The sequence below is a fragment of the Variovorax sp. Varisp85 genome (assembly GCF_047304045.1).
Lineage (GTDB): Bacteria > Pseudomonadota > Gammaproteobacteria > Burkholderiales > Burkholderiaceae_C > Variovorax.
Map to the genome: position 1 here is coordinate 1 of NZ_JBGLYN010000055.1, position 20,772 is coordinate 20,772.

The following is a 20,772-nucleotide window of genomic DNA, read 5'->3' on the forward strand; positions in this document are numbered from 1 at the left end:
GTCCGGCCCCACGGGTGGGTGGGCACAACCGGTGAGCAGTGCGCTTGCCGCCGTGGCGGCGGCCAGGAGTCGGGACATGGCGTTCATCCGCGGTTCTCCGAAGTCCGGGCCGTGGCAGTCGTGTTCCGGGCAGTCTCGAGGATTTCAACGGTGACCGTCTGGCCTGCCACCAAACGCGCGCCTGAGGACGACTGATCGAGTTTCACGCGCACGGGAACGCGCTGTGCAAGCCGCACCCAGTTGAACGTGGGATTGACGCTGGGAAGCAGGTTGGCGCTGGTGCTGCGGTCACGGTCTGCGATTCCGGCCGCGATGCTTTCGACGGTGCCCTCGAGCGCCGCGGCGCCCATGGGCGTGACTCGTACGCGGTCGCCCTGATGAATCCGAGCCAGCTTGTTTTCCTCGAAGTAGCCTTCGACATAGATGGAACCCGCGTCAACCAACGCCATCACCGGGTGGCCGGCGCTCGCATAGGCGCCCTGGCGCAGGTCGAGATTGGTCACGAGCCCAGCGACGGGTGCGCGCACCTGGGTGCGTTCCAGGTTCAACGTCGAGGTATTCAACGCGACCTGCGCCTGCCGCAATGCCGCTTCGGCCGCTTGAAGTGCGCCTTTGGCCTGGTCAACCTTCAGGCGCGACTGCTCGCGAGCTTCCAGCGAGATCAAATCGCCCAGGTCGGAATTGCGCTTGCTCTCGCGCTGCGCCTGCGCGAGTGTGATGCGCTGGTTGCTGATCGCGATGCGCTGCGTCGCGACGGCGGCCTGGGCCTGCTCTCGCGCCAGTTCGAAGCGGGCCTTGTCCACCGAGAACAGCAAGGCGCCAGCGGCAACGGACTGGTTGTCGTGCACCGCCACATTCGCGACCATGCCAGACACGTCAGGCGCGACTTGCACGACGTTGGCCCGCACGCGTCCGTTGCGTGTCCACGGGGCGAGTTCATAGTGGTCCCATAAGCGCCAGCCCGCCCAGCCGGCTGCGGCCACCATCAGCACGGTGACCAACAGACGAACGACGGAACGGGCAAGACGGGAAGTCCAGATGGGCAAGGGGAGGGCGTCAGATTTCATGGATTGAAGCGGGCCGGGTTTCAAGACGAGGCGGTGGTTGCGCCGGTGAGAGAAGCCAAGGCGCAGAGCAGCAGGACGTACAGCGCAACGTCAAACAGGGCGGGGTGCCAGATCCATCGGTAGGCACCGACGATGGCCAGCAGGCGGCGCGTTGCCCAGGCACACGGCAGCGCGCCGGCTGCCAGCAGCAAAAGCCAGGGCAACTGCACGCCAAGAAGGTTGACTTCGATCATGGTTGGAGCGCGGCGGGAGCGGTTGGAAAGAGGTTGCGTCGAAGGCCCGCAAGTGCCGCGACGGCAGGCCGCTCGGCGCCCGTCATCAGGGCGTCAAGCAACAGCCGATCGATATGCGGCAGCAGCGATGCATGACGCGGTGGCGCTCCTGCCACCTGGGCGCGGAAGACGAGCGCCAATTCCCTGAAGAGGCGGCTGACCGGTTCTCCCGGAAGGCGCCCGCGATGCCGCTGCAGCGCAGCGATGTCTGCCCCCATGCGCAGTTCGCGGAGCGCGCTGTGTGCTGCGATCTGGACTGCTTCGGGACCGTCAGGAGCGACGCGCGGCGCCAACAGCGCGATCCTGTCGAGCATGCGTGAGGCAAAGGCGTCTCGGGCGGATGCTTCCTGCGGAGGGGCGGCCAGATCGGCGAGGTCGTGCCATGTCGCACGGCGTATGCGCCTGGCCGTCCAGTCACGCCCCACGCTGCGCATGAGAGCGGTGACGCGGGCCGCGATCACCGAACCCACGAACAAGGCCAGGTTGGAACTGATGAAGCTCACCCAATCGGCGGTGGCCGTATCTTGAAGGGCGAGCGTTCCGGCGACGCCGAAGAACATGCCAAGGGCCGACAAGGAACTGGCCGGTCGTGCCATGTAGCACCCGACCACCAAGAACACAGGCGCGATGCACAGCACCAGCATGCCAAAGTCATGTGCCAGCGGCATGACCCCCAGGACATAGAAAGCCGACACGGGCAACGACCACAACAGCGCCGTGATGAACTTGTGCATGGCAGGCACTGGATCGTCCATGGTGGCGAAGAAGCTGCAAAAGACTGCAGCGCCCATGGCCATGGCGGATCCCGAGGGCCAGCCCGTCGCAATCCAGAGTGCGCACGAGAGGCAGGTGCCCAACACCGCAGTGATCGCCGACCGCAACGCGAGCCCTCTGTCCAGGTGAAGCACCCTGCGACCCAGGGCCGCGGTGCGCTGCAACGGCACCGGGTTCCCGGCAATACCAGCGTCGATATCGTTGCGCAACGTGGTGCAGGCATCCCAGTGCGCGACCAGGTCCTCCAGGCGGGTTGCCAGATCGATCCGCAGCGCGCGGACCCACGGCGAAGCGGCCGGACCGTCCGCGATGGCGCGAAAGGCGGCGCGCGCTTCGTCCACTCTCGCGTTCGTCGCGCTCGGGGCCAGCCAGCCCGAATGCTGCGCGAAGGTCGAGCCGATGTCATCCGGCACACCGCCTGCGGCGGTGCATAGCGCTTGCAGGCAATCCTCCACCGCCGAGAGCTCCGGGGTCAGGGCGGCGATACGGTCTTGCAAGGCGCCGATGGCGCCCCCGCTCCAGCGCAGAGTGGTGTCAAAGGGCACATGCGTGGACAGCAGACGCAGTTGTGTGATGTCCAGGGCCAAGCGCTGGCGGTCCGCTGCAATTCGAGCGTTCTTGGCTTCGGCCGGTGCCTCGCGCAACAGGTCGGTGAGCCATTGCCGCGCATCGCCAAGTGCGCGATCCATCACGCCCAGCAGGGATGGGGCCAGACCGGCAGGAAGCGCGATGCTGTGGACCACGCTGGCACACAGGATGCCCAGCCCGATTTCAGTGACCCGTGCGACGGCCGTGTCGAACATCGCCGCGGGCGCTTCTACCAGAGGAAAGCCGATCAAAGCGGCTGAGTAGCCAGCCAGCATGAAGACGTAAGAGCGCGCGCTTCGGTCCAGCAGCGAAAGATATAGGCACAGTCCCACCCACAGCGCCAAGGCCAGCGACAGGAGTTCCGGGGACCCGGACAGCGAAGGGACGAGCACCACGGTCGCTGCGCACCCCAGCAAGGTGCCCAGAAAGCGATAGAGCGCCTTGGAGCGCACATGGCTGGCCACAGGGTGGGCCACGATGTAAGCGGTCATCATGGCCCAGAAGGGCCGGGGTAACCCGAAGCGGCTCGACAGGTAAAGCGCAAGCATGGCGGCGACGAAGCTCTTGAGAGAAAAGAGCAACTCCTGCCGAGAGAAACGCGGCAGCGCGATCATGCTGCACCCCGAGAAATCGCGCGAGCACGCTTCCATGGGAAACGCGAGCGCAAGCGCAAACCGCCGAGGGTGATGCTGGCAGAAGCGCGAAGCCATTGATGGGCGGGGCCAGCCAGCTGTGCCAGTTCCTGCGCCGGAATCGTTGGACACAGCGGCGTGCTGAAGCGCAGCGAGATCGATTCCGGCGGGGCGCCTTCCGCGGTACAGCATGACCAGCTCGCAGCGCCAATGAGCACCAGGCCGATGAGAAGAATGAGCAGTGGCAGGGCCGAAACCATTTCATTCTTGTTGCGAATCATTTTCATGCAACGATGCTAGTGACCGGCACTCGAGCCGAGAATTGCAAAGTTGGACGAATGACTTCTCTTTTCGGTCATCGCTGAGACGGGCGTGCCCTGGCAACGATGAGGAGCCTGCACCAACGCGATCCGTTCTCGTTGGGCTTGGGATGGGCGGACCTTGCCCTTCACCACGGCCGGGGTACAGGCGCTGCAGCGTGGCGGCTGTGTGCCTTCGACTCAGCAACTGGAACAATGGCCGCTTGGCCCATGCGCCGATCTCACCCGTTTCGAGCCGAGCACCGATTCCAATGCAGGAACAAGCCGCGATGGCGGGAGCAACACCAACCTTTTCAATATGCGAAGTGCAGAATTCAGCGAACCAGGTCTGGACTATGAACCGTCAGTACCCGTGATGGCACTGCGTGTGGACGTGGCAGCGCGCGAGCGAGAGATTCCTGTGCACGAGCACCGGTCCGGCCAGCTCGTGATCGCATTGCGCGGTGCCGTCTCTTGCGAGGTGACCGGTGCCCTGTGGATGGTTCCGCCCCAGGCTGGCGTGTGGATTCCGGGCGGCACTCCGCACAGCAACCGAGGAACGGCGAACGCGCTGATTTTCTACCTCTTCGTGGAACCTGGCGCTGCCCCCTTGCCTGATCGTTGCTGCACCTTGCGCATCAGCCCGATGCTCAGCGAGATGATCCAGTACCTCGCAGGATTGCCGCCTTTGTATGAAGCCGGCGGGCCGACCGATCGAATGGCGCAGGTGCTGCTTGACCAGCTTTGCGCGATGCCCACGGAAGAAATGTTCCTGCCGATGCCCGAGGATGCAAGGCTTAGAAAGATCTCAACGGCGATGATGCTCGATCCCTCCGATCGCAGGACCCAGACGAACTGGGCAAGCGAGCTGGGCATGAGCGATCGAACGTTGAATCGACTGTGCACCTCGTTGACGGGCCTGAGCTTTGGCCGCTGGCGGCGCCAGCTGCAGATGATCGTGGCGCTTCGCGAGCTGTCCGGTGGCGCGACCGTCCAGCAAGTCGCCTACGAGCTGGGCTATGAATCGCCCTCTGCCTTCAATACGATGTTCAAGAAGGCTTTTGGAAAGCCACCCGCTACCTACATCAACGACCGCTTTCGGGTCGGTGGATGACACGTGATTTCCGGTCAGCGCGTCGCGGACACCAGCGGCCATCCCATGGACACACTCACCTGTAGGCCCGGGCGTGGGTCACACCACCGTCCACCACCAGGGTAGCGCCCATCACGTAGTCACCTGCGCGCGACGCCAGGAAGATCGCAGCGCCTGCGATGTCCTCTGAAGTGCCGATGCGTCTGGCGGGTATGTGTTCGGACAGTTCGTCGCCGCGGTCGCGCGCGTTGCGGTTCATCTCGGACGGAAACGCACCAGGTGCAATGGCGCTGACCGCGATATTGTCCTGCGCCAGGCGCAGCGCCATTCGCCGGGTCAGGTGGATCAAGCCCGCCTTGCTGGCGACGTAGGAGTAGTTCTCCTGAGGGTTGAGCGCAATGCCATCCGTGGAGGCAATGTTGATGATCTTCCCCACACGCTCCTTGGCCGCCGCGCGCAGCGGTTCGGACAGTGCCTTCGTCAAGAAGAAGGGTGTCTTCATGTTGAGATCGACCACCTTGTCCCAGCCGCTTTCGGGGAAAGCATCGAAGTCCTCTCCCCAGGCGGCGCCGGCATTGTTGACCAGGATGTCCAAGGTGCTTTCATGCTGCGCGTAGGCAGCGGCCAGGGCCTGGCAGCCGGTGAGCGTGGAGACGTCGTGCGGCAGCGAGACGCAATGGCCGTGCTTCGACAGCTCCGAGGCCGCCAGATCGCATGCCGCGGCTTTGCGCGCGCTGATGTAGACGCGTGCACCTTGCGCCAGGAATCCCTCGGCGATCATGCGACCGATACCGCGTGAGCCACCCGTGACGAGAGCCGTGCGGCCTCGCAGAGAAAAAAGATCTTGCGTCATCATTGCAATGTCTCGGCAGTTCGGTGAGATCAACCAACCTCGAGGAGGGCTCGCCTCACGTAGGCGGTTCCGTCAAACAGCCGCCGAGCGGTTCGAGTGAAGTGCACTTCTCGGACCGTCCACTCGTCGTCGGCAGTGCGAGCCACGTTCGCAAAAATTCCGATCACACCACTCGGATGGCCGATGTGGATGCGCGTCGGGCCGGCATGACTGCCTCGCGCCTCAGCCGGGATCGTCCCTGCGATCTGTGCTGCCACGGAAAGGCAGACCGAGCCCCCGCCTGGAAAGGCCTTGTGCATCGCGCCGCCATTGAGAACCATGCGCGCAACGAAGTCGACCTCCGACGACTTGACGATTCGATCGCCGCCGATGGTTCGGTAGTCCTGCGCTGCGCTGATGAGGATCTGGTAGGGCGTGAGGGTTCCTGACGCTGGCAGGTTGCAACGATCGGCGGCCCAGCGCCTGACTTCCTCGGCCATCTCGTAGATATCAGGATTGAGCTGACCGGGAAGCTCCGTGCCGGTAACGCCCAGATCCGCGGCGCGGATGAAGACACACGCCGTTCCCACATCGACGATCGAGACGGGTATCTCGCGGCCGAGTTTGGAGACGTAGACCGAATCACGTGCCTGCTCGGTGGGCAGCAACCTGCCCGTGGTGGCACCGCTGGTGCCGGAGTAATCCAACGCGACCTCGGCGCCCTTGGCGGGCACCCCATCCACTTCGGTGTCGCCTTCCACGCGCGGCTCGCCGTGGGCACATTGCACCACCATGCGCAGAATCTTGCCGGTGTTGGTGTTGTGCACTCGCACGGTGGTGGCGGGCTCCTGCACGGGAATCAATCGCTCCTGCAGCGCGTAGACCCCGGTGGCCGATGAAATGTTGCCGCAGACGATCTCGAAGCTCACGCTCGGCTGATCGATCCCGATCTGCACAAAGGTGTAGTCGATGTCTGCGTCAGGTCGCGAGGGCGGCCCGATGATTGCGCATTTGCTGGTGAGGATGTCGGCGCCTCCAAGCCCGTCGATCTGGCGCACGTCCGGGCTGCCGAACAGAGCCAGAAGGAATCGCTGCAGCGCTTGTGGATCGGAGGGCACGTCACGCTGCGCGAGAAAAACAGCCTTGCTTGTGCCGCCGCGCATCAAGGTGACCGGAACGCTGATTTGTTCTTTCATTCATTCAGTATGCGCGTGCGCAGGGCGCGCGTCCTTGCAGTTCGGCTGCTCTGGCTTTAGCAGAACTACACGCTTTGCACGCTTTAGGAAGGCTAAAGAATGCGCAGCACAAATCCAATGACGGGGCGGCCCTGGGTCACCACACTTCCTGTTGCCGTGGCCATCGCCACCGGAACAGGAGACACCTTTGAAGATCATCAAGCGCACGGATTCCCACATCCGTGACACCCCCGGCGGCATGGTGCTTGTGGCCACACAGGCAGGCGGCCAGCCACCCCAGTTTCCGCCGATCGAGTTCGTCCACCACGACCAGCCGATCGAGGAAATCGAGCTCGGCCCGACCGGGTCCCTCTACAGCTTCACGGTGGTCCATCCCGGCAAAGACAAGCCCGCCTACGCACTGGCGATGGTCGACTTCGAGTCGGGCGTCCGCGCCTTCGGTCGGCTCTTGTTCGATGGAAGTCCGCCTGCGATCGAAAGCCGCGTGCGAGTGGTGCCCTTCGCGTTGCCGGACGGCACACCCGACTACGCCTTCCAGGAGCAATGAAATGAAGCAACCAATGATCACCGGCGTGGGCATTACCGACTTCGGCCGCTTTCCGGAGCTCACCGAAGAGGCCATGGTCCAGTCGGCCATTCTTGGCGCCCTGGAAGATGCCGGCACGCGACTTTCCGAAGTCCAGGCGTTCTACTGCGGCAACGCGCTCGGGGCCATGCTGCCGGGGCAGCGTGCACTGCGTGAACTGCATGCGCACGGGGGCGCCGTCTACAACGTGGACAACGCCTGCTCCAGCGGCGCGACCGCATTGAATCTTGCATTGCAGGCGCTCAAGGTCGGTCAGTACGACACCGTCCTGGTGTTCGGAATGGACCATCTGAGCGGTCTGGGGGGCGGGCCGCTGCAGCTGAGTCAGCAAGACTGGAACAACAGGCGGGGGATGATCATGCCCGCCTTGTACGCCATGCGCGCTCGGCGATACATGCACGACCACGGGCTCAAGCTCGAGACGCTCGCGGATATCTCCGTGAAGAACCGAAAGCACGGTGTTCTCAATCCCATCGCCAAGTTTGCAAAGCTGGCGACCCGCGAGGAGATTCTTGCGTCCCGCCCCGTGGCCGAGCCGCTCACGCTGCTGCAGTGCTGTCCCGCCGTGGTCGACGGCGCAGCGGCCCTCGTGCTCAGCACCAAGCCTACCCGAGGCGTTGCAAAGCCGGTTCAGGTCCTGGCGTCCGTGGTGCAGTCCGGCTTGTTCGAAACCACCCCGGTCGATATGACGGAGGCCGAGATCACGGCGCGTGCCGCCAGGCTGGCCTATGAGCAGGCCGGTGTGGGACCGCAGGATCTCAGTCTGCTCGAAGTGCACGACGCCTTCACTATCTCCGAATTGCTCTACTACGAGGCGCTGGGGCTTTGCGATCGCGGCGATGCGGCTGCGTTGCTGCACAGCGGTGCGACCGCCCTGGGCGGGCGGGTGCCTGTCAATCCGAGTGGCGGCCTTCTGGCAAAGGGACATCCGCCCGGCGCAACCGGTGTCGCACAGATCGTGGAAGTCTGCGAGCAGTTGCAAGGCCGCGCGGGAGCACGGCAAGTGCAGGGGGCGCGCATCGGCCTCACGCAGGTGACTGGCGGCGGTATCTGGGGCGTGGATCACGCCGCCTGCGCCATCCATATTCTTTCGCTCTGATCGGGTCGACATGAACCAGACAAATCCAACCGCGCCTGCTTCGTTGCAAGGCCTCGTCGCCGTCGTGACCGGAGGGGCGAAGGGCATCGGCCTTGGCATCGCCCGCGAACTGGCGCTGGCCGGCTGCCGCATCGCGCTGTGGGACTTCGACGACGAAGCCCTGCAAACCGCCCAGCGCAGCCTTGCGAGTGAAGGGGTCGACGTGAAGACCTTCAAGGTTGACGTGAGCTCCGTGGAGCAAGTGGAGTCGACGGTGGCCCAGCTGCTGGCCTCCCATGCACGCATCGACATCCTGGTCAACAACGCCGGCATCGGTGGAGACAAGCTTGTTTCCAAGATGGATCTGGCCTTCTGGAGCCGCGTGATCGAGGTCAACCTCCATTCGCAATTCATTTGCTCCAAGGCGGTCTTGACCCAGATGGCGGAGAACCGGTTCGGACGCATCATCAATATCGGTTCCCGTGCCTGGCTGGGCAATCGCGGCCAGGCGGCCTATTCCGCTTCCAAAGGCGCCGTGGTGAGCCTGACCCGCTCACTGGCGCTGGAATATGCGCGCAAGGGCATCACGGTGAATGCCATTGCGCCGGGCATCGTCGAGACCCCGCTGTTTGAAACGCTCACCGAGGAGGTCAGGCAGGGTCTTCACAAGACCGTGCCGATGGAGCGCATCGGCCAGCCAGAAGACATCGGTCGCGCCGTTCGATTCTTCGCGGAGCCAGGCTCCAGCTACGTCACGGGGCAGCTGCTGTACGTTTGCGGCGGACGCAGTCTCAGCAGTCCGTCGGTGTAATGAACCGATGCGAACCCAACAAGAACATCCAACGAGATCGAAGGTCGCATGCTCGCTAATGCATTGGGCGGATTGAAGGTGATCGACTTCACCCAGGTCATGGCGGGTCCCACGTGCACACTGTGCCTGGCCGACCTGGGGGCCGATGTCGTGAAGGTGGAAGCCCCCACAGGCGATCTTTCGCGAGCGCTGTCGCCCTGGGTTCATGGCGAGGGCGTTCCTTTCCTGGCGCTCAATCGCAACAAGCGCAGCATCGTGCTCGATCTGAAGCAGCCGACCCACCGGCAAGCGGCGCTGCGGCTGGTCGCGCAGGCGGACGTGCTGGTGGAGAGCTTCCGCCCGGGCGTGATGGAACGCCTGGGGCTTGATTACGCCACGGTGGCTGCGGCCAATCCGCGGCTGATCTATTGCTCCGTCTCCGCGTACGGTCAGCACGGGGCCGCAAGAGACCTGCCCGGGGTGGACGGTGTGCTGCAAGCCGTCAGCGGCCTCATGAGCGTCACCGGCACGCCCGATGGGCAGCCGTGCAAGGTGCCAGTGCCCGTTGTCGATCTTGTCACGGGGTCGTTCGCGACCATCTCGATCCTGGCTGCCCTCGCGGATCGCCAACGCACGGGGTTGGGCCAGCACGTGGAAGCAAGCATGTTCGCCAGCGCCATCGCGCTACAGCATGTGAGTTTCGCGTCCTATTTCGCAGACGGCCATGTGCCCGGCCCGCAGGGAAACGCAGCGCCGTATTCGACGCCGAACGAGGCCTTGCGTTGCGCCGACGGGTGGATCATGGTGGCGGCCTATCACCCCGCCCGATGGCAGGCCTTGTGTACCGCAATCGGTGCGCCTGAGCTTGTATCCGACCCGCGTTTCGCTGAGAACAAGGATCGGTTGCAGCACCGTGAGGCGCTGTTGCGCCTGCTCGAAGCACGCATGCTGGCGCATCCCCGTGCCTTCTGGCTCGAGCAGTTCGCGGCCGTGGACATCATCTGCGGTCCGATCAACAACTATGCCGAGGTCGCGCAGTCCGCGCCCTTCGTCGAAGCGGCACTCACAGAGACCTTGCTGCACCCGGTCGCAGGTGCGTTGACGCTGCCACGCAGCGTCATCGGTGCGGTTGGCGAGCGGCCTCAGGCGCGACGGGTCGCTCCAACACTCGGACAGCACACCCGCGAAGTGCTGGCCGAACTCGGCATGCCGCCAGCAAATATCGAGGCGGTCATCGCCGCCGACTCTCCTTCGAACTGAGACAAACCCATGCCCATCGTCAAAACAGTCCAGGATGGCGTCGCCATCGTCACCCTGAATCGGCCCGAAGCCATGAATTCCATCGACCCGGAGTCCAACGAGCAGCTGCTCGCGATCTGGGACGAGGTCTCGAGCGACGAGGAAATCCGCGTACTCGTGCTGACGGGCGCGGGTGAGCGTGCGTTCTGCACAGGTGCAGATCTCAAGAAAACGATGCCGCCGGCCGACAGTGCAGCCCGGCAGGTCTTTCGCGCCGGTACCCGGCATTCCAATTTCGGCACGCTGCAGACCGACAAGCCTGTCATCGCCGCGATCAATGGCTATGCCCTGGGCGGTGGACTGGAACTGGCTTTGCTTGCGGACATCCGCATTTGTTCCGACAACGCGCAGTTCGGCTTGCCGGAAGTGCGTGTCGGCAGCATCCCAGGCGCCGGGGGCACGCAGCGCCTGATTCGCGCGGTGGGCCAGTCGGACGCGATGTGGATGCTGCTGACGGGCGAACGCATCGATGCCACCGAAGCGTTGCGGATCGGATTGGTCAGCAAGGTGGTTGCCCTCTCCGAGCTGCAGGAAACGGCGATCAACCTGGCACGCGCAATGGCCGCCAATGCGCCATTGGCGATGACCGCGGCCAAGCGTCTGGCGATGACCGGACGGGAGCTGCCGCTTGCCGGTGGACTGGAACTGGAGCGCCAGGCCTTTGGAGTGCTCAGGGACAGCGAGGACCGACTGGAGGGGCGCCGTGCCTTCGCCGACAAGCGCGCCCCGGTTTTCCGGGGTCGCTGACTTGACTTGCACAGAGGGCGCAAGCGTCGTGGGTCGCTCTGCGCCCGAATCTCTCGAGTGGCCTCGTGCCGACGTCGCAACAACCGACGTGACTTAGCTGAATTTCCCTGGAGCAGCTCTTGAACAAACCGAGTACCGCCTGGCTCTGTAGCCTCGCACTCATCGTTGCCGCGTCCTTCGGCACGCCGTCGGCCATCGCGCAGTCAGCCAGCCGACCGCCCGCAAGGATTCTGGTGGGCTTCTCGCCTGGCGGGACACTCGATGTCGTCACACGGACGCTTGCGGATCAGCTGCATGAGCCGCTCAACCGCACAGTCGTGGTGGAGAACAGGCCCGGAGCCGGCGGAAAGATCGCGATCGATGCGCTGCGTGCCGCCCCCGCCGACGGAAGCGTGGCCATGTTGTGTCCTGACTTCCTGCAATCGATCTACCCATTCGTCTTCAACAAACTCAACTACGCTGCGCAGCGGGATATCCTGCCGGCGTCGACCGTGGTTGAGTTTCCGATGGCGCTGGCCGTACCCGTATCCTCGCCCGTCAAGACCTTTGCCGAATATGCCCAATGGGTGCGGGCCCATCCTGAGCATGCCAACTTCGGCCATGCCGCACCGGGAGGCCCGACCCATTTCTTGGGATTGCAGATCGCCAAAGTCATCGGGACCCCCCTACAGGACGTGCCGTTTCAGGGCGCTGCCCCGATGATCGTGAACCTCGTCGGCGCCAATGTCGCAGCGGGAAGTTCAACTGTCGGAGACTTTGCACAGCACCACAACGCCGGCAAGCTTCGCGTGCTGGCAGTCACCTCTGCGCAACGCTCGCCGCTTCTGCCTGACGTTCCTACGTTCGGCGAGCTCGGCCGAAAGGAGCTCACCGCAGCTGGCGTATTGGCCATATGCCTGCCTCCTGGAACGCCTGCAGTCGTCGTCTCCGAATGGAGCACTGCGATCCGGAAAGCCGTTGCAACGGAGCAGTTCGCGCGCAAGATCCGCACGCTCGGCTTTGTGGAGACGGGAAGCTCGCCGGCTGAGGCTCGAGCCAGGTTCAGCGAAATGCGTGCCTTTTGGGAACCTGTGGTCAAAGCTTCGGGATTCAAAGCGGATTAGGGCTGTGGCGGCTTGTGATCGCACACCGGCTGGACAGCAACTCGACTGAGGATTGCGGCGCCGAAGAGGAAGAGGCGCGACAGTGCGCTCATCGGCCGCAGCAGGATCAGCCAGGGCCGTCACTCGCGGCTGCAAGCAGCGGCACCAGGATATCGCTGATCGGCGTGGGGATGCCCAGAGCCCGGCCGCGACGCGCGACGACACCGTTGCGGATATCCCATTCGAGCGGCCGCCCGGCTTCGCGATCCGTGAGGATGGAGGTGCCCATGTCTGCGGGAGAGGCCTGGAATCTGTCGAGAATCTCCTGCGGCACCCCGTCGTCGAGTTCTGCGCCCTCGGCGCGCGCCACGGCCAGGCATTCCCGCAGATAGGCAAGGGCGAGCTCGGCGATATCGGACCGGCCGAACATGCCCGAGCGGCGGTGCGTGAGCACCATGAGTCCGGCCACCGCGTTCTGCAGCAGCTTGCGCCAGGCCAGTGTGCGGAAGTTCGCGGCCAGCTCGACATGGCACCGTGTACCTTGCAGCGCCTCGGCCGCCACGCGGGCGTGCGACGCGTCTGGCAGGCTCAGGCGCATGTCTGCGCGCAGGCGCACCGTGCCGTCGGATTGGGCTTGCACAGGGAACCACACGATCGCGGGAACGATCTGCCCGGCCCGGGCATGCGGCGCGATCCGCTCCAACTGCTCGACGCCGTTCTGCAAAACGCACACGACGGTCTTCGGGCCGCTCAACGCGGTGAGCCATCCTGCCGCCGCCTCGATCTGTGTCGCCTTGACCGCCAGAAAGACGAGGTCGACCGTCCCCCCGATTTGTGCGGGATCCACCCGCACCGGACCGGGAACGGTGATGAGGCGATCGCCATCCTGAAGCGTCAGGCAATCCCGGGGTGTGCGGCCACACAGCAACGGTGTGCGACCGACTTCGTGCAGTGCTGCCGCGACCGCGGTGCCGATGGCACCCGGACCCACAACGGCGATGGATGCAGCCCTTGTTGTATTCATGAACACAGACTCCTTCAAGCGTCTCGCTCAGCGTTCGCGCACGCCATGCTTGCGTTCGTCACGAGCGTGACGTAATCTATTACGCATAATGGAAGAATATGGTAACGGAGTTTCAGGCGACGCGCGCTTGTTGCAGTTGATCGGAAGCATCCAGGCCCGAGCTGGCGATCTCGCTGCCAGCGAGGCAAAGGTCGTCGAGCTCCTGCTCGCCGATCCCTTGTTCGTTGGCGCGAGCACGACCGCGCAGGTGGCTGCCCGCGCTGGCGTTTCGCCGCCGAGCGTGATTCGCGCCGCGCGTGCGATCGGATTCAGCGGTTTCACCGAACTGAAGATCGAGATCGCGCGTGCCCGCGGTACCACCGGGTTCTTTGCACCATCTGACGTGCTCACCGCGGATGCGACGACCGCTGCGGTGCTCGAGGCCTCGATCCGCGCAGGCACTGAAGCACTGACCGCGCTCGGCGGAGCCCTGGAGCTGTCGGCGCTCGAGCGGGCGGTCAGCACCATCGAACAGGCGCGCCAGGTGATCGCATTCGGAGCCGGCCCCTCGGCGACGGTCGCCGCCGATGCGGTCTTCCGTCTGCGGGCGGTCGGCGTGACGACCGTCGGCATTGCGGACCATCTGTCGGCAATGATCGCGACGCGGCTCCTGGGCCCCGGTGACGTCGTCATCGCCATCAGTTCGACCGGACGCACTTCGACGACGCTCGCCATCGCCGATGCGGCATCTTCTGCCGGCGCCTCGCTCATCGCCATCACCAACCAGTACGGCACACCGCTGGCGACCCTCGCGAACATCGCGCTTGTCGTCGGCGGTGCACCACTGACGGCCCAGATGGCCGCGGCCGGGAGTCGGCTGGCGCAGCTCGTGGTGGTTGACGCGCTGGTCGCGGCTTTCGCGCTGCGCGACCCGCAGCGCACCCGCCGCGCGGAACGGGCGGGCATCGACCTGCCTGATATCGCCTGATGCCACCCGGCACCGTCGCGATGGTCCTTGCCGCGGCGGTAGCCCATGCGGTATGGAACCTGGCCTCGAAGTACAAGCGCGGTGATGCCTTGCTGTTCGTCTGCGCCTATACCTACGCTTCGGCGCTGCTGTGCGTCCCGATCCGCCTCGTCTTCATGGCGAATGGGCAGCAGGTGCTCAACTGGCAGCTCGCGGCGGGCGCCGCTGTCTCGGCCGTGTTGCACACCGCTTACTCTCTGACCTTGCAGGCGGGCTACGACCGCGCCGAGCTGGGGGTGGTTTATCCGGTCGCCCGCGGCACCGGGCCGATGCTGGCGATGCTGTTCGCGATCCTGCTCCTGGACGAACAGGTCACCGCTGCGGCGATGTTCGGCGCTTCGCTTGTCGTGGCGGGCATGCTCGTCGTCACCGGCAACCCGTTCAGAAGCGCAAGCCGCCGGCCACTTCAGGGCTTGCTCTGGGGCGCCGCGACGGGGCGACGATCGCCGCCTACACGGTCTGGGATGGCTACTCGGTCATCGCGCTGCACCTGGCGCCCGTGAGTTACTACGCGGCCACGCTGCTGCTGCAGAGCCTGATCCTGACCCCCAGTTTGCTGCGCCGACGCCATCGCATTCGAGCGGCCATCCGTGCCGACGCCATGCCGATCCTCGTCGTGGCTGTGTTCTCCCCGCTCGCCTACATCCTCGTTCTCACCGCCATGCTGAAGGCGCCGGTGGCGCTCGTCGCGCCACTGCGCAAGTCCTCCATCGTCATCGGCTCACTCGTTGCATGCAGACTGTTTGGCGAGGGTGATCTTGCGCGCCGCATTGCCGGCGCGGTGATCGTGCTGGCCGGGATCGCAGCGATCAGCCTTTGACGCCTTCTTTGAGCCAGCTCCGCACGCGGTAGCGGGGCTCATGGGTGATGGCTGAGGCCCGTTGCTACCGGACAGAACGGATCCAATCTCTGAAAAGCTTCACGGGAGCCTCTGCGGCTTTCAGCGGATCGCAGACCAAGTAGTAACCGGACTCCGTTCTGGCGACGTGATCCACGGCAATGACGAGCCGCCCGCTGCGGAGGTCGTCATCCACGTAGGCTCGCTGGGCAATGGCGATCCCCAATCCATCAGCCGCAGCCTGGTAGCACAGCGCAGCATTCGCCAAAGTGATTCCATGCAGACGCGGGGAATCTACAAGTTCGACCGAACTGAACCATAGCGACCAGGCTTCCGGTCGCATCATCGAGTGCAGCAGGTTGGCTTGCAGCAGATCCCGAGGTGTCTTCAAATGCCTGGCCAGGTGGGGTGCGCAGACAGGAAGAAATTCGTCGTCGAAGAGGTGGTCCAGCTCGACATCGGCCCACTCTCCCATGCCATGCCGGATCGCGCAGTCGGCGCCCTCGAGCCGGATGTCGTCGGCCATTGCAATGGTCGAAATCTCGAGGTCGATGTCGGGGTGTTGCGCGTAGAAGCCGCGCAGGCGAGGTACCAGCCATCGGATGGCAAGGCTCGGCGTCACTTTCAGGCGCAGCCGCTTGTCCAGCTGGATATCGACCACGTCATTGAGCGCATCGTTCAGGCGATCGAAAGCATCCGAGACGCGGTGGGCCAGTCGTTTGCCCACCGCGGTGAGCTCGATCTCGCGGCCGGATTTTTGAAACAGCTGCGCTCCGAGCCCGACCTCCAGCTGCTTGACTTGCTGGCTGACTGCTCCGGGCGTTACATGAAGCACCTGAGCGGCGCGCGTGATCCCCTTGGCGCGGCACACTGCATCGAACACGCGCAGCGGGCCGAGGAGCGCACGGAGGCTGTGCATTGCGAGCAAACGGAAGGCGCAGCGAACTCAGCGCTCGCTCGAACCCGCCGCTGGGGCCATGCCGCTCAGGTTCTTGGCGGCCCGACGCTCCGTGAGGCAGATCATTGCGGCTGCAAACAGAAGTCCTGCTGCCAGACAGAGCCACGAGACATAGCTGCCGGAAATGTCAAAGAGCCGTCCCGCGAGGAATGGCCCGATGCCTGCGCCAACGGCCACCGTGGCATAGACACCCCCGAAGAGGGTGCTGTAGAGGTTCAGCGGGAATTTCCGGCTCACCAGGTAGGCTGCGAGGTCGAACTCCGCGCCGACCGCGAAGCCAGTCATGAGCAACCCGGGAAGCACCAGCGCCGGTTGGCCTGTTGCCAGAAGCAGCATGCCGGTGGCAGACAGCATGAAGAGCGTCGCCGACAAGCGCGCGGCATCGAACATGTCGAGCAGAAAGCCGGTGACGATTCGTCCGACGATGACCGCCACGCCAAGGATGCTGGCGAGACCGGCGGCGCGGTTCGGGGAAAGCCCGAGGTCGGTGAGCATCGGAACGACGTGCACGATCGTGCCGAAGATGCCGACCGAGCACAACAGGAAGACTGCGGCAATGCGGAAGAAGTGCGGATCGGCCAGAGCCTTCAGGTTACTTCCGGCGGGGGCACGGCGGCCCTTCTCCGCAGGGGCCGCATCCGCACCCCGCAGGAAGTAGGCAATCAATGGCAAAAGGGCAAGGACGACGGCCGCAAGGCCCAGGTAGGTGGCTCGCCATCCGAATTTGGCGATGGCCGGCGTGACGATCAGCGGAATCAGGATGGCCCCGACGCCCGTTCCGGTGATGGCGATGCCCAGGGCCAGTCCGCGTTGCCGAGCGAACTTGCCCACGAGGATCCTTGTGAAAGACAAGGGCGAGGTCGCGCCACCGAGCAGTGTCAGTACAGTGACCAACGCCAGAAAACTGGCCAGCCCCTGCGTCCAAACGCCCAGAAGCAGGAACGAGGTCGATAGGCCCACCAGGGAGAGCAGGGTGACGCGTCGCGCGCCATACCGGTCGATCACCTGTCCGATGAACGGCGCCGCGCATCCGAGCAGCACGCTGCTGATCAGCGAGCCCAGGGACGCGGTGCCTCGGGTCCATCCGAACTCGGCGGCGAGCGGCTTCAGAAACAGACCTGAACTGTAGAAGTACAGCGATGAGACGCCGCTGGCCAGGCCGAGGAAGCAACCCAGGACGTAGCGCCAATGCTGCCGCAGTTCTGAAGGTGAATCAGGAGAGGGTGTCATGTGCGGATCCACGTTGAACCAACGATGAGTTCGTCTTCAGCATTTCTGGATGCCGATGGTGCGGTTCAGCAATGCCTCTTCGCCGCTCAGCACCGCCGCAGACCCGGAGTAGGCGGCCAGGCCCCGTTCCAGCACGATCACGTTGTTGGAAAACTCGAGAACGACATCCACATGCTGCTCCACGATGATGCAGCCAACGCCGAGCTGATTACTCATCCGGACGATGGCATCCATCAACTCCTCGCGCACCATCGGCGCCAAGCCTTCCAGCGGTTCGTCGAGCAACAGGATGCGCGGCTGCCCGACGAGTGCTCGTGCTACCGACAGCATTTGCTGCTCTCCGCCCGATAGCTGTGTGCCTCCGTTGCGTCGGCGCTCCTTGAGCCGTGGAAACAGCGCATAGATCGGTGGCAGGGCAACGCTCGCCGAGCGTCCCTGCAGGCCCGACAGCAGGTTCTCCTCCACTGTCAGTGAGGGAAATATGTCGCGGCTCTGCGGTACGTAGCCGAGGCCTGCGCGCGAGCGTGCGTAGGTGCTCGCGTTGCTGATGTCGTCGCCGCCGAAGTGAATGCGCCCCTTCATCAGGTCGGCGAGGCCCATGGCCGTCGCGAGCGTCGTGGTCTTGCCGGCGCCGTTGCGCCCGATCAGGCCGAGGCGCTCGCCTTCGCGTACGCTGAGGCTGAGATGCTCGAGGACTGGCAGGCCGCCATAGCCTGCGGTGACGTCGTCGAACCGGAGTTCAATGGTGGGCTTGGGCATGACCGTCTCGTCCGAAGTAGATTTGCTTGACCTGCTCGTTGGCAGCGACTTCCTGCGGCGTCCCCTCGACCATTACCGCACCGGCGACCAGGACGATGATGTGCGACGCGAACCGGAACACCAGGTCCATGTCGTGCTCGATCAGCAGGACGGACAGATCTTTCGGCAAGCTCCCGATGGCTTCCATGATCCGGCCGCCTTCTCCCTGCGGTACGCCTGCGCCCGGTTCATCGAGGAGCAGCACCTGGGGCTTCATCGCGAGTGCCAGGGCGATCTCCGCAAGCCGCTGCTCGCCCAGTGCCAGTTGTCCCACCACCCGGTTCGCATAGGGGTGCAGCCCCAGCATGCCGAGTGTCTCGTCGACATCTTCCTGCACGCGTGCGGAACGCGTCGGCGAGGGCCACCACTGCATGGAGGCTCGGTGCCGCTGCAACACGGCGACCCTGACGTTGTCCGCCACGGTGAGCTCCTTGAACAGGCGGCTGATCTGGAACGTGCGAACGATGCCGTTGCGCACGCGTGCGTACTGCGGCAGCTGGACGATCGAGCGGCCATCCAGCTGAATGTCACCCGACTGAGGGCGCAACGCGCCGCTCAGCAGGTTGACCAAAGTCGTCTTGCCAGCGCCGTTCGGACCGATCAATGCCGTGCGGGCTCCCTGGGGGAGGGACAGCGTGACGTTCTGCGTGACCGCCAGGCCGCCAAAGGAGTGACTCAGGTTATGAGTCTGGAGTCGGTGGGTCATCGTGCCACCCCACTGCGGCCAGGCCGCTTGGTGTACATCACGGCACGGTCCACCAGCCCGATCAAGCCTTCAGGCAGGACGATGAGTACGACGATCAGCATCGACCCGATGAAGAACAACCAGTGATAGGGGTTCAAGGTCGATGCGATGTGATGGATGGTCATGTACGCGACGGTGCCGAGCACGGCGCCCGACAGACGGCGTGTTCCACCCAGAACGATCATGACCACGACGCCCGCCGACGTCGTGAAATCCAGCATGAAGAGGTTGGCAACTTTGCTGGTCTGCGCTGTCAATGCGCCAGCCAGCCCCGCCACGATGCCGCCGACGGTGTAAACGGCTAGCAAGTGCAAGTAGACGCGACCCCCCAGCGCCTGAACTCGTCCGGGATCCTGCCGGATGGCCCTGGCCGTGAGTCCGAATGGCGACTCCACGAGGTTCCTCAGCAGGAAGTACACGAGCACAAGTGCGCCCAAGGCATAGAAGTAGCCCGTGTGGCTCAGGAAGTTGAACTCCCAGATGCCCAGCAGGGGGCCGATATTGAAACCGGCAAGTCCATCGTCGCCGCCCGTGAGCCACCTCGCCCAATTGGCCAGTTCAAGCAGCAACTGGGCGACCGCGATGGTCAGCATGACCAGCGTGAGTTTGGTCGACCGCAGCATCACGGCGCCGCTCAGCAGCGCGATCACGCCGCCGCCCAGCCCGCCCAGCAGCAAGCCCACAATCGGATCTGCCGTCAGATACAGCGCCGTCCAGCCCGCGACGTAGGCACCGCTGCCGTACAACGCGGCCTGGCCCAAGGTTGCGATGCCGGCCTGTCCCAGAACGAGGCTCAGCGACAGCGCGAAGATGGACATGGTCGCCATGTTGGTGAGCAAACCGAGGTCCTGCGGGAACAGCACGAAGGCCAGCAGTCCCACCAGCATCAGCACGAGCTCTCCGCGCAGCTGCATCCACGGGCGGGCGCGAGACGGTGCGGTCACCGTCATGGGTGCACTGACCGCGTTCATGCGTGTCTCCCGAACAAGCCTTGCGGTCGAACCAGCAGGACGATGATCATCGTCAAAAAAAACGCAGCCGAGGCGAGCTGCGGAACCATGTATTTCATCGAAGTCTCCACAATGCCGAGCAGCAGGGCTGCAAAGAATGAGCCAAACAGATTTCCGTTGCCTCCCACGGCGACGACGGCCAGGAGGATTACCAAGTACTTGGAGGCGTAGGTCGGCTCCATGGGCAGCAATTCCGCGCCGGCTATACCCCCCAGAGCTGCGAGCCCTGCACCCATCACGAAAGTGGCGGCATAGATCTTCGTCGTGTCGATGCCGATGGCCCGTGCGATGGGCGCGTTGTCGACGGCAGCGCGTACCCGGATGCCAAAGGACGATTTGTCCACCGCCAGCCAGAGAACGCAGACGACCACGAGCCCACAGGCCACAACGATGAGCCGATGCCGAGGGATGGACCGGAAGCCCAGATCGACCGTGCCGCTGAACAGCTCCGGCAGCGCCACCGATGTCACCGTCGAACCGAACAGCAGATTCACCGCGGCGGTTGCCACGAACATCAGCCCGATCGTCACCAGCATCTGATCGAGATCGTCGCGTCGATAGAAGCGCCGAAGCAGGATGCGCTCGAACAGCAGCGCAACCAGTCCGACCAGGACGATGGCCAGCACGAAGCCCAGCCAGATCGGAACGCCCAGGCGTTGCGGGATCGTGGCTGCAAAGAAGCCACCGAGCATCGCGAAGGCGCCATGGGCCAGATTCACCACCCGCATCAGGCCCATCGTCATCGACAGGCCCACTGTGATCATGAACAGGATCATCGCGTACGCGACCCCGTCGATCAGGATGCTGCTAAGAAGCGCGAGAGACATG

At 64.4% G+C, this 20,772-nt stretch carries 23 protein-coding genes; 10 read left to right on the forward strand and 13 right to left on the reverse strand.

Annotated features, from left to right (window positions below):
• Positions 1–83: 83 nt before the first annotated feature.
• Genes ACCC97_RS20250 through ACCC97_RS20265 form a run of 4 tightly spaced genes read right to left on the reverse strand, consistent with a single transcriptional unit; the run spans position 84 to position 3,620 of the window.
• A complete protein-coding gene (locus ACCC97_RS20250) occupies positions 84–1,067 on the reverse strand; it encodes an efflux RND transporter periplasmic adaptor subunit (RefSeq protein WP_413334646.1) in 984 nt (327 codons plus the stop codon).
• A 20-nt stretch (positions 1,068–1,087) separates the two neighbouring features.
• Positions 1,088–1,300: a DUF1656 domain-containing protein gene (locus ACCC97_RS20255; RefSeq protein WP_145746301.1), complete on the reverse strand. Its 213-nt coding sequence runs from the start codon at positions 1,298–1,300 to the stop codon at positions 1,088–1,090.
• Positions 1,297–3,315: an FUSC family protein gene (locus ACCC97_RS20260; RefSeq protein ID WP_413334648.1), complete on the reverse strand. Its 2,019-nt coding sequence runs from the start codon at positions 3,313–3,315 to the stop codon at positions 1,297–1,299. Before ACCC97_RS20260 ends, ACCC97_RS20255 begins: the two co-directional genes overlap by 4 nt.
• On the reverse strand, positions 3,312–3,620 hold the full coding sequence (locus ACCC97_RS20265; RefSeq protein ID WP_413334651.1) for a hypothetical protein: 309 nt from the start codon (positions 3,618–3,620) through the stop codon (positions 3,312–3,314). The genes ACCC97_RS20260 and ACCC97_RS20265 overlap by 4 nt, the downstream gene beginning before the upstream one ends.
• A 154-nt stretch (positions 3,621–3,774) precedes the next feature.
• Between ACCC97_RS20265 and ACCC97_RS20270 the strand changes: the two genes are divergently transcribed.
• A complete protein-coding gene (locus ACCC97_RS20270) occupies positions 3,775–4,746 on the forward strand; it encodes a helix-turn-helix domain-containing protein (protein WP_413334654.1) in 972 nt (323 codons plus the stop codon).
• Positions 4,747–4,801: 55 nt separating this feature from the next.
• Here the strand turns inward: ACCC97_RS20270 and ACCC97_RS20275 are convergent, their stop codons facing one another.
• A complete protein-coding gene (locus tag ACCC97_RS20275; RefSeq protein WP_413334655.1) occupies positions 4,802–5,581 on the reverse strand; it encodes an SDR family oxidoreductase in 780 nt (259 codons plus the stop codon).
• Positions 5,582–5,607: 26 nt separating this feature from the next.
• Entirely contained in the window at positions 5,608–6,753 is a 1,146-nt protein-coding gene (locus ACCC97_RS20280; RefSeq protein ID WP_413334658.1) for a PrpF domain-containing protein, read from the reverse strand.
• Between the two features lie 187 nt (positions 6,754–6,940).
• On the opposite strand from ACCC97_RS20280, the gene ACCC97_RS20285 reads away from it, so the two are divergent.
• From ACCC97_RS20285 to ACCC97_RS20310, 6 genes are all read left to right on the forward strand, one after another.
• Positions 6,941–7,300, forward strand: a complete 360-nt coding sequence (locus ACCC97_RS20285) for a Zn-ribbon domain-containing OB-fold protein (RefSeq protein ID WP_124961909.1) — start codon at positions 6,941–6,943, stop codon at positions 7,298–7,300.
• Position 7,301: 1 nt separating this feature from the next.
• Positions 7,302–8,438: a thiolase family protein gene (locus tag ACCC97_RS20290; protein ID WP_413334661.1), complete on the forward strand. Its 1,137-nt coding sequence runs from the start codon at positions 7,302–7,304 to the stop codon at positions 8,436–8,438.
• Positions 8,439–8,448: 10 nt separating this feature from the next.
• On the forward strand, positions 8,449–9,228 hold the full coding sequence (locus ACCC97_RS20295; protein ID WP_413334664.1) for an SDR family NAD(P)-dependent oxidoreductase: 780 nt from the start codon (positions 8,449–8,451) through the stop codon (positions 9,226–9,228).
• 48 nt (positions 9,229–9,276) lie between these two features.
• Positions 9,277–10,467 carry a CaiB/BaiF CoA transferase family protein gene (locus tag ACCC97_RS20300; RefSeq protein WP_413334667.1) on the forward strand — a complete coding sequence of 397 codons (1,191 nt, stop codon included), beginning with the start codon at positions 9,277–9,279 and terminating at the stop codon, positions 10,465–10,467.
• Positions 10,468–10,476: 9 nt separating this feature from the next.
• The gene (locus ACCC97_RS20305; protein WP_413334670.1) at positions 10,477–11,253 is read left to right on the forward strand and encodes an enoyl-CoA hydratase/isomerase family protein; all 777 of its coding nucleotides are present in this window, start codon (positions 10,477–10,479) and stop codon (positions 11,251–11,253) included.
• 119 nt (positions 11,254–11,372) lie between these two features.
• A complete protein-coding gene (locus ACCC97_RS20310) occupies positions 11,373–12,356 on the forward strand; it encodes a Bug family tripartite tricarboxylate transporter substrate binding protein (protein ID WP_413334673.1) in 984 nt (327 codons plus the stop codon).
• Between the two features lie 106 nt (positions 12,357–12,462).
• Here ACCC97_RS20310 and ACCC97_RS20315 read toward each other — a convergent pair whose 3' ends face one another.
• Positions 12,463–13,359 carry an oxidoreductase gene (locus tag ACCC97_RS20315; protein WP_413334676.1) on the reverse strand — a complete coding sequence of 299 codons (897 nt, stop codon included), beginning with the start codon at positions 13,357–13,359 and terminating at the stop codon, positions 12,463–12,465.
• An 88-nt stretch (positions 13,360–13,447) separates the two neighbouring features.
• Between ACCC97_RS20315 and ACCC97_RS20320 the strand changes: the two genes are divergently transcribed.
• From ACCC97_RS20320 to ACCC97_RS20330, 3 genes are read left to right on the forward strand one after another with little or no spacing between them, the layout of a single operon-like run.
• Positions 13,448–14,326 carry a MurR/RpiR family transcriptional regulator gene (locus ACCC97_RS20320; protein ID WP_413334678.1) on the forward strand — a complete coding sequence of 293 codons (879 nt, stop codon included), beginning with the start codon at positions 13,448–13,450 and terminating at the stop codon, positions 14,324–14,326.
• Complete coding sequence (locus ACCC97_RS20325; protein ID WP_413334681.1) at positions 14,326–14,868, forward strand: EamA family transporter; 543 nt, start codon at positions 14,326–14,328, stop codon at positions 14,866–14,868. The genes ACCC97_RS20320 and ACCC97_RS20325 overlap by 1 nt, the downstream gene beginning before the upstream one ends.
• Positions 14,865–15,185 (forward strand): hypothetical protein, encoded by a 321-nt coding sequence (locus ACCC97_RS20330; RefSeq protein WP_413334683.1) that lies wholly within the window; start codon positions 14,865–14,867, stop codon positions 15,183–15,185. Before ACCC97_RS20325 ends, ACCC97_RS20330 begins: the two co-directional genes overlap by 4 nt.
• 64 nt (positions 15,186–15,249) lie before the next feature.
• Here ACCC97_RS20330 and ACCC97_RS20335 read toward each other — a convergent pair whose 3' ends face one another.
• Genes ACCC97_RS20335 through ACCC97_RS20360 form a run of 6 tightly spaced genes read right to left on the reverse strand, consistent with a single transcriptional unit; the run spans position 15,250 to position 20,771 of the window.
• Positions 15,250–16,122, reverse strand: coding sequence for a LysR substrate-binding domain-containing protein (locus ACCC97_RS20335; RefSeq protein WP_192326285.1), 873 nt, complete (start codon positions 16,120–16,122; stop codon positions 15,250–15,252).
• Positions 16,123–16,149: 27 nt separating this feature from the next.
• Positions 16,150–17,391, reverse strand: coding sequence for an MFS transporter (locus ACCC97_RS20340; protein ID WP_413334686.1), 1,242 nt, complete (start codon positions 17,389–17,391; stop codon positions 16,150–16,152).
• 36 nt (positions 17,392–17,427) lie between these two features.
• Positions 17,428–18,150, reverse strand: a complete 723-nt coding sequence (locus ACCC97_RS20345; protein ID WP_413334688.1) for an ABC transporter ATP-binding protein — start codon at positions 18,148–18,150, stop codon at positions 17,428–17,430.
• Positions 18,131–18,895, reverse strand: coding sequence for an ABC transporter ATP-binding protein (locus ACCC97_RS20350; protein ID WP_413334690.1), 765 nt, complete (start codon positions 18,893–18,895; stop codon positions 18,131–18,133). Before ACCC97_RS20350 ends, ACCC97_RS20345 begins: the two co-directional genes overlap by 20 nt.
• Positions 18,892–19,905 (reverse strand): branched-chain amino acid ABC transporter permease, encoded by a 1,014-nt coding sequence (locus ACCC97_RS20355; protein WP_413334692.1) that lies wholly within the window; start codon positions 19,903–19,905, stop codon positions 18,892–18,894. Before ACCC97_RS20355 ends, ACCC97_RS20350 begins: the two co-directional genes overlap by 4 nt.
• Positions 19,902–20,771 carry a branched-chain amino acid ABC transporter permease gene (locus tag ACCC97_RS20360; RefSeq protein ID WP_413334695.1) on the reverse strand — a complete coding sequence of 290 codons (870 nt, stop codon included), beginning with the start codon at positions 20,769–20,771 and terminating at the stop codon, positions 19,902–19,904. Before ACCC97_RS20360 ends, ACCC97_RS20355 begins: the two co-directional genes overlap by 4 nt.
• Between the last annotated feature and the right edge of the window lies 1 nt (position 20,772).

What these genes read in the sequence shown, in the direction of transcription:
- ACCC97_RS20250 (WP_413334646.1), bottom strand. Translation starts at nt 1,067, where the DNA reads ATGAAATCTGACGCCCTCCCCTTGCCCATCTGGACTTCCCGTCTTGCC.
- ACCC97_RS20255 (WP_145746301.1), bottom strand. Translation starts at nt 1,300, where the DNA reads ATGATCGAAGTCAACCTTCTTGGCGTGCAGTTGCCCTGGCTTTTGCTG.
- ACCC97_RS20260 (WP_413334648.1), bottom strand. Translation starts at nt 3,315, where the DNA reads ATGATCGCGCTGCCGCGTTTCTCTCGGCAGGAGTTGCTCTTTTCTCTC.
- ACCC97_RS20265 (WP_413334651.1), bottom strand. Translation starts at nt 3,620, where the DNA reads ATGAAAATGATTCGCAACAAGAATGAAATGGTTTCGGCCCTGCCACTG.
- ACCC97_RS20275 (WP_413334655.1), bottom strand. Translation starts at nt 5,581, where the DNA reads ATGATGACGCAAGATCTTTTTTCTCTGCGAGGCCGCACGGCTCTCGTC.
- ACCC97_RS20280 (WP_413334658.1), bottom strand. Translation starts at nt 6,753, where the DNA reads ATGAAAGAACAAATCAGCGTTCCGGTCACCTTGATGCGCGGCGGCACA.
- ACCC97_RS20290 (WP_413334661.1), top strand. Translation starts at nt 7,302, where the DNA reads ATGAAGCAACCAATGATCACCGGCGTGGGCATTACCGACTTCGGCCGC.
- ACCC97_RS20295 (WP_413334664.1), top strand. Translation starts at nt 8,449, where the DNA reads ATGAACCAGACAAATCCAACCGCGCCTGCTTCGTTGCAAGGCCTCGTC.
- ACCC97_RS20300 (WP_413334667.1), top strand. Translation starts at nt 9,277, where the DNA reads ATGCTCGCTAATGCATTGGGCGGATTGAAGGTGATCGACTTCACCCAG.
- ACCC97_RS20305 (WP_413334670.1), top strand. Translation starts at nt 10,477, where the DNA reads ATGCCCATCGTCAAAACAGTCCAGGATGGCGTCGCCATCGTCACCCTG.
- ACCC97_RS20315 (WP_413334676.1), bottom strand. Translation starts at nt 13,359, where the DNA reads ATGAATACAACAAGGGCTGCATCCATCGCCGTTGTGGGTCCGGGTGCC.
- ACCC97_RS20320 (WP_413334678.1), top strand. Translation starts at nt 13,448, where the DNA reads ATGGAAGAATATGGTAACGGAGTTTCAGGCGACGCGCGCTTGTTGCAG.
- ACCC97_RS20325 (WP_413334681.1), top strand. Translation starts at nt 14,326, where the DNA reads ATGCCACCCGGCACCGTCGCGATGGTCCTTGCCGCGGCGGTAGCCCAT.
- ACCC97_RS20335 (WP_192326285.1), bottom strand. Translation starts at nt 16,122, where the DNA reads ATGCACAGCCTCCGTGCGCTCCTCGGCCCGCTGCGCGTGTTCGATGCA.
- ACCC97_RS20340 (WP_413334686.1), bottom strand. Translation starts at nt 17,391, where the DNA reads ATGACACCCTCTCCTGATTCACCTTCAGAACTGCGGCAGCATTGGCGC.
- ACCC97_RS20345 (WP_413334688.1), bottom strand. Translation starts at nt 18,150, where the DNA reads ATGCCCAAGCCCACCATTGAACTCCGGTTCGACGACGTCACCGCAGGC.
- ACCC97_RS20350 (WP_413334690.1), bottom strand. Translation starts at nt 18,895, where the DNA reads ATGACCCACCGACTCCAGACTCATAACCTGAGTCACTCCTTTGGCGGC.
- ACCC97_RS20355 (WP_413334692.1), bottom strand. Translation starts at nt 19,905, where the DNA reads ATGAACGCGGTCAGTGCACCCATGACGGTGACCGCACCGTCTCGCGCC.
- ACCC97_RS20360 (WP_413334695.1), bottom strand. Translation starts at nt 20,771, where the DNA reads ATGTCTCTCGCGCTTCTTAGCAGCATCCTGATCGACGGGGTCGCGTAC.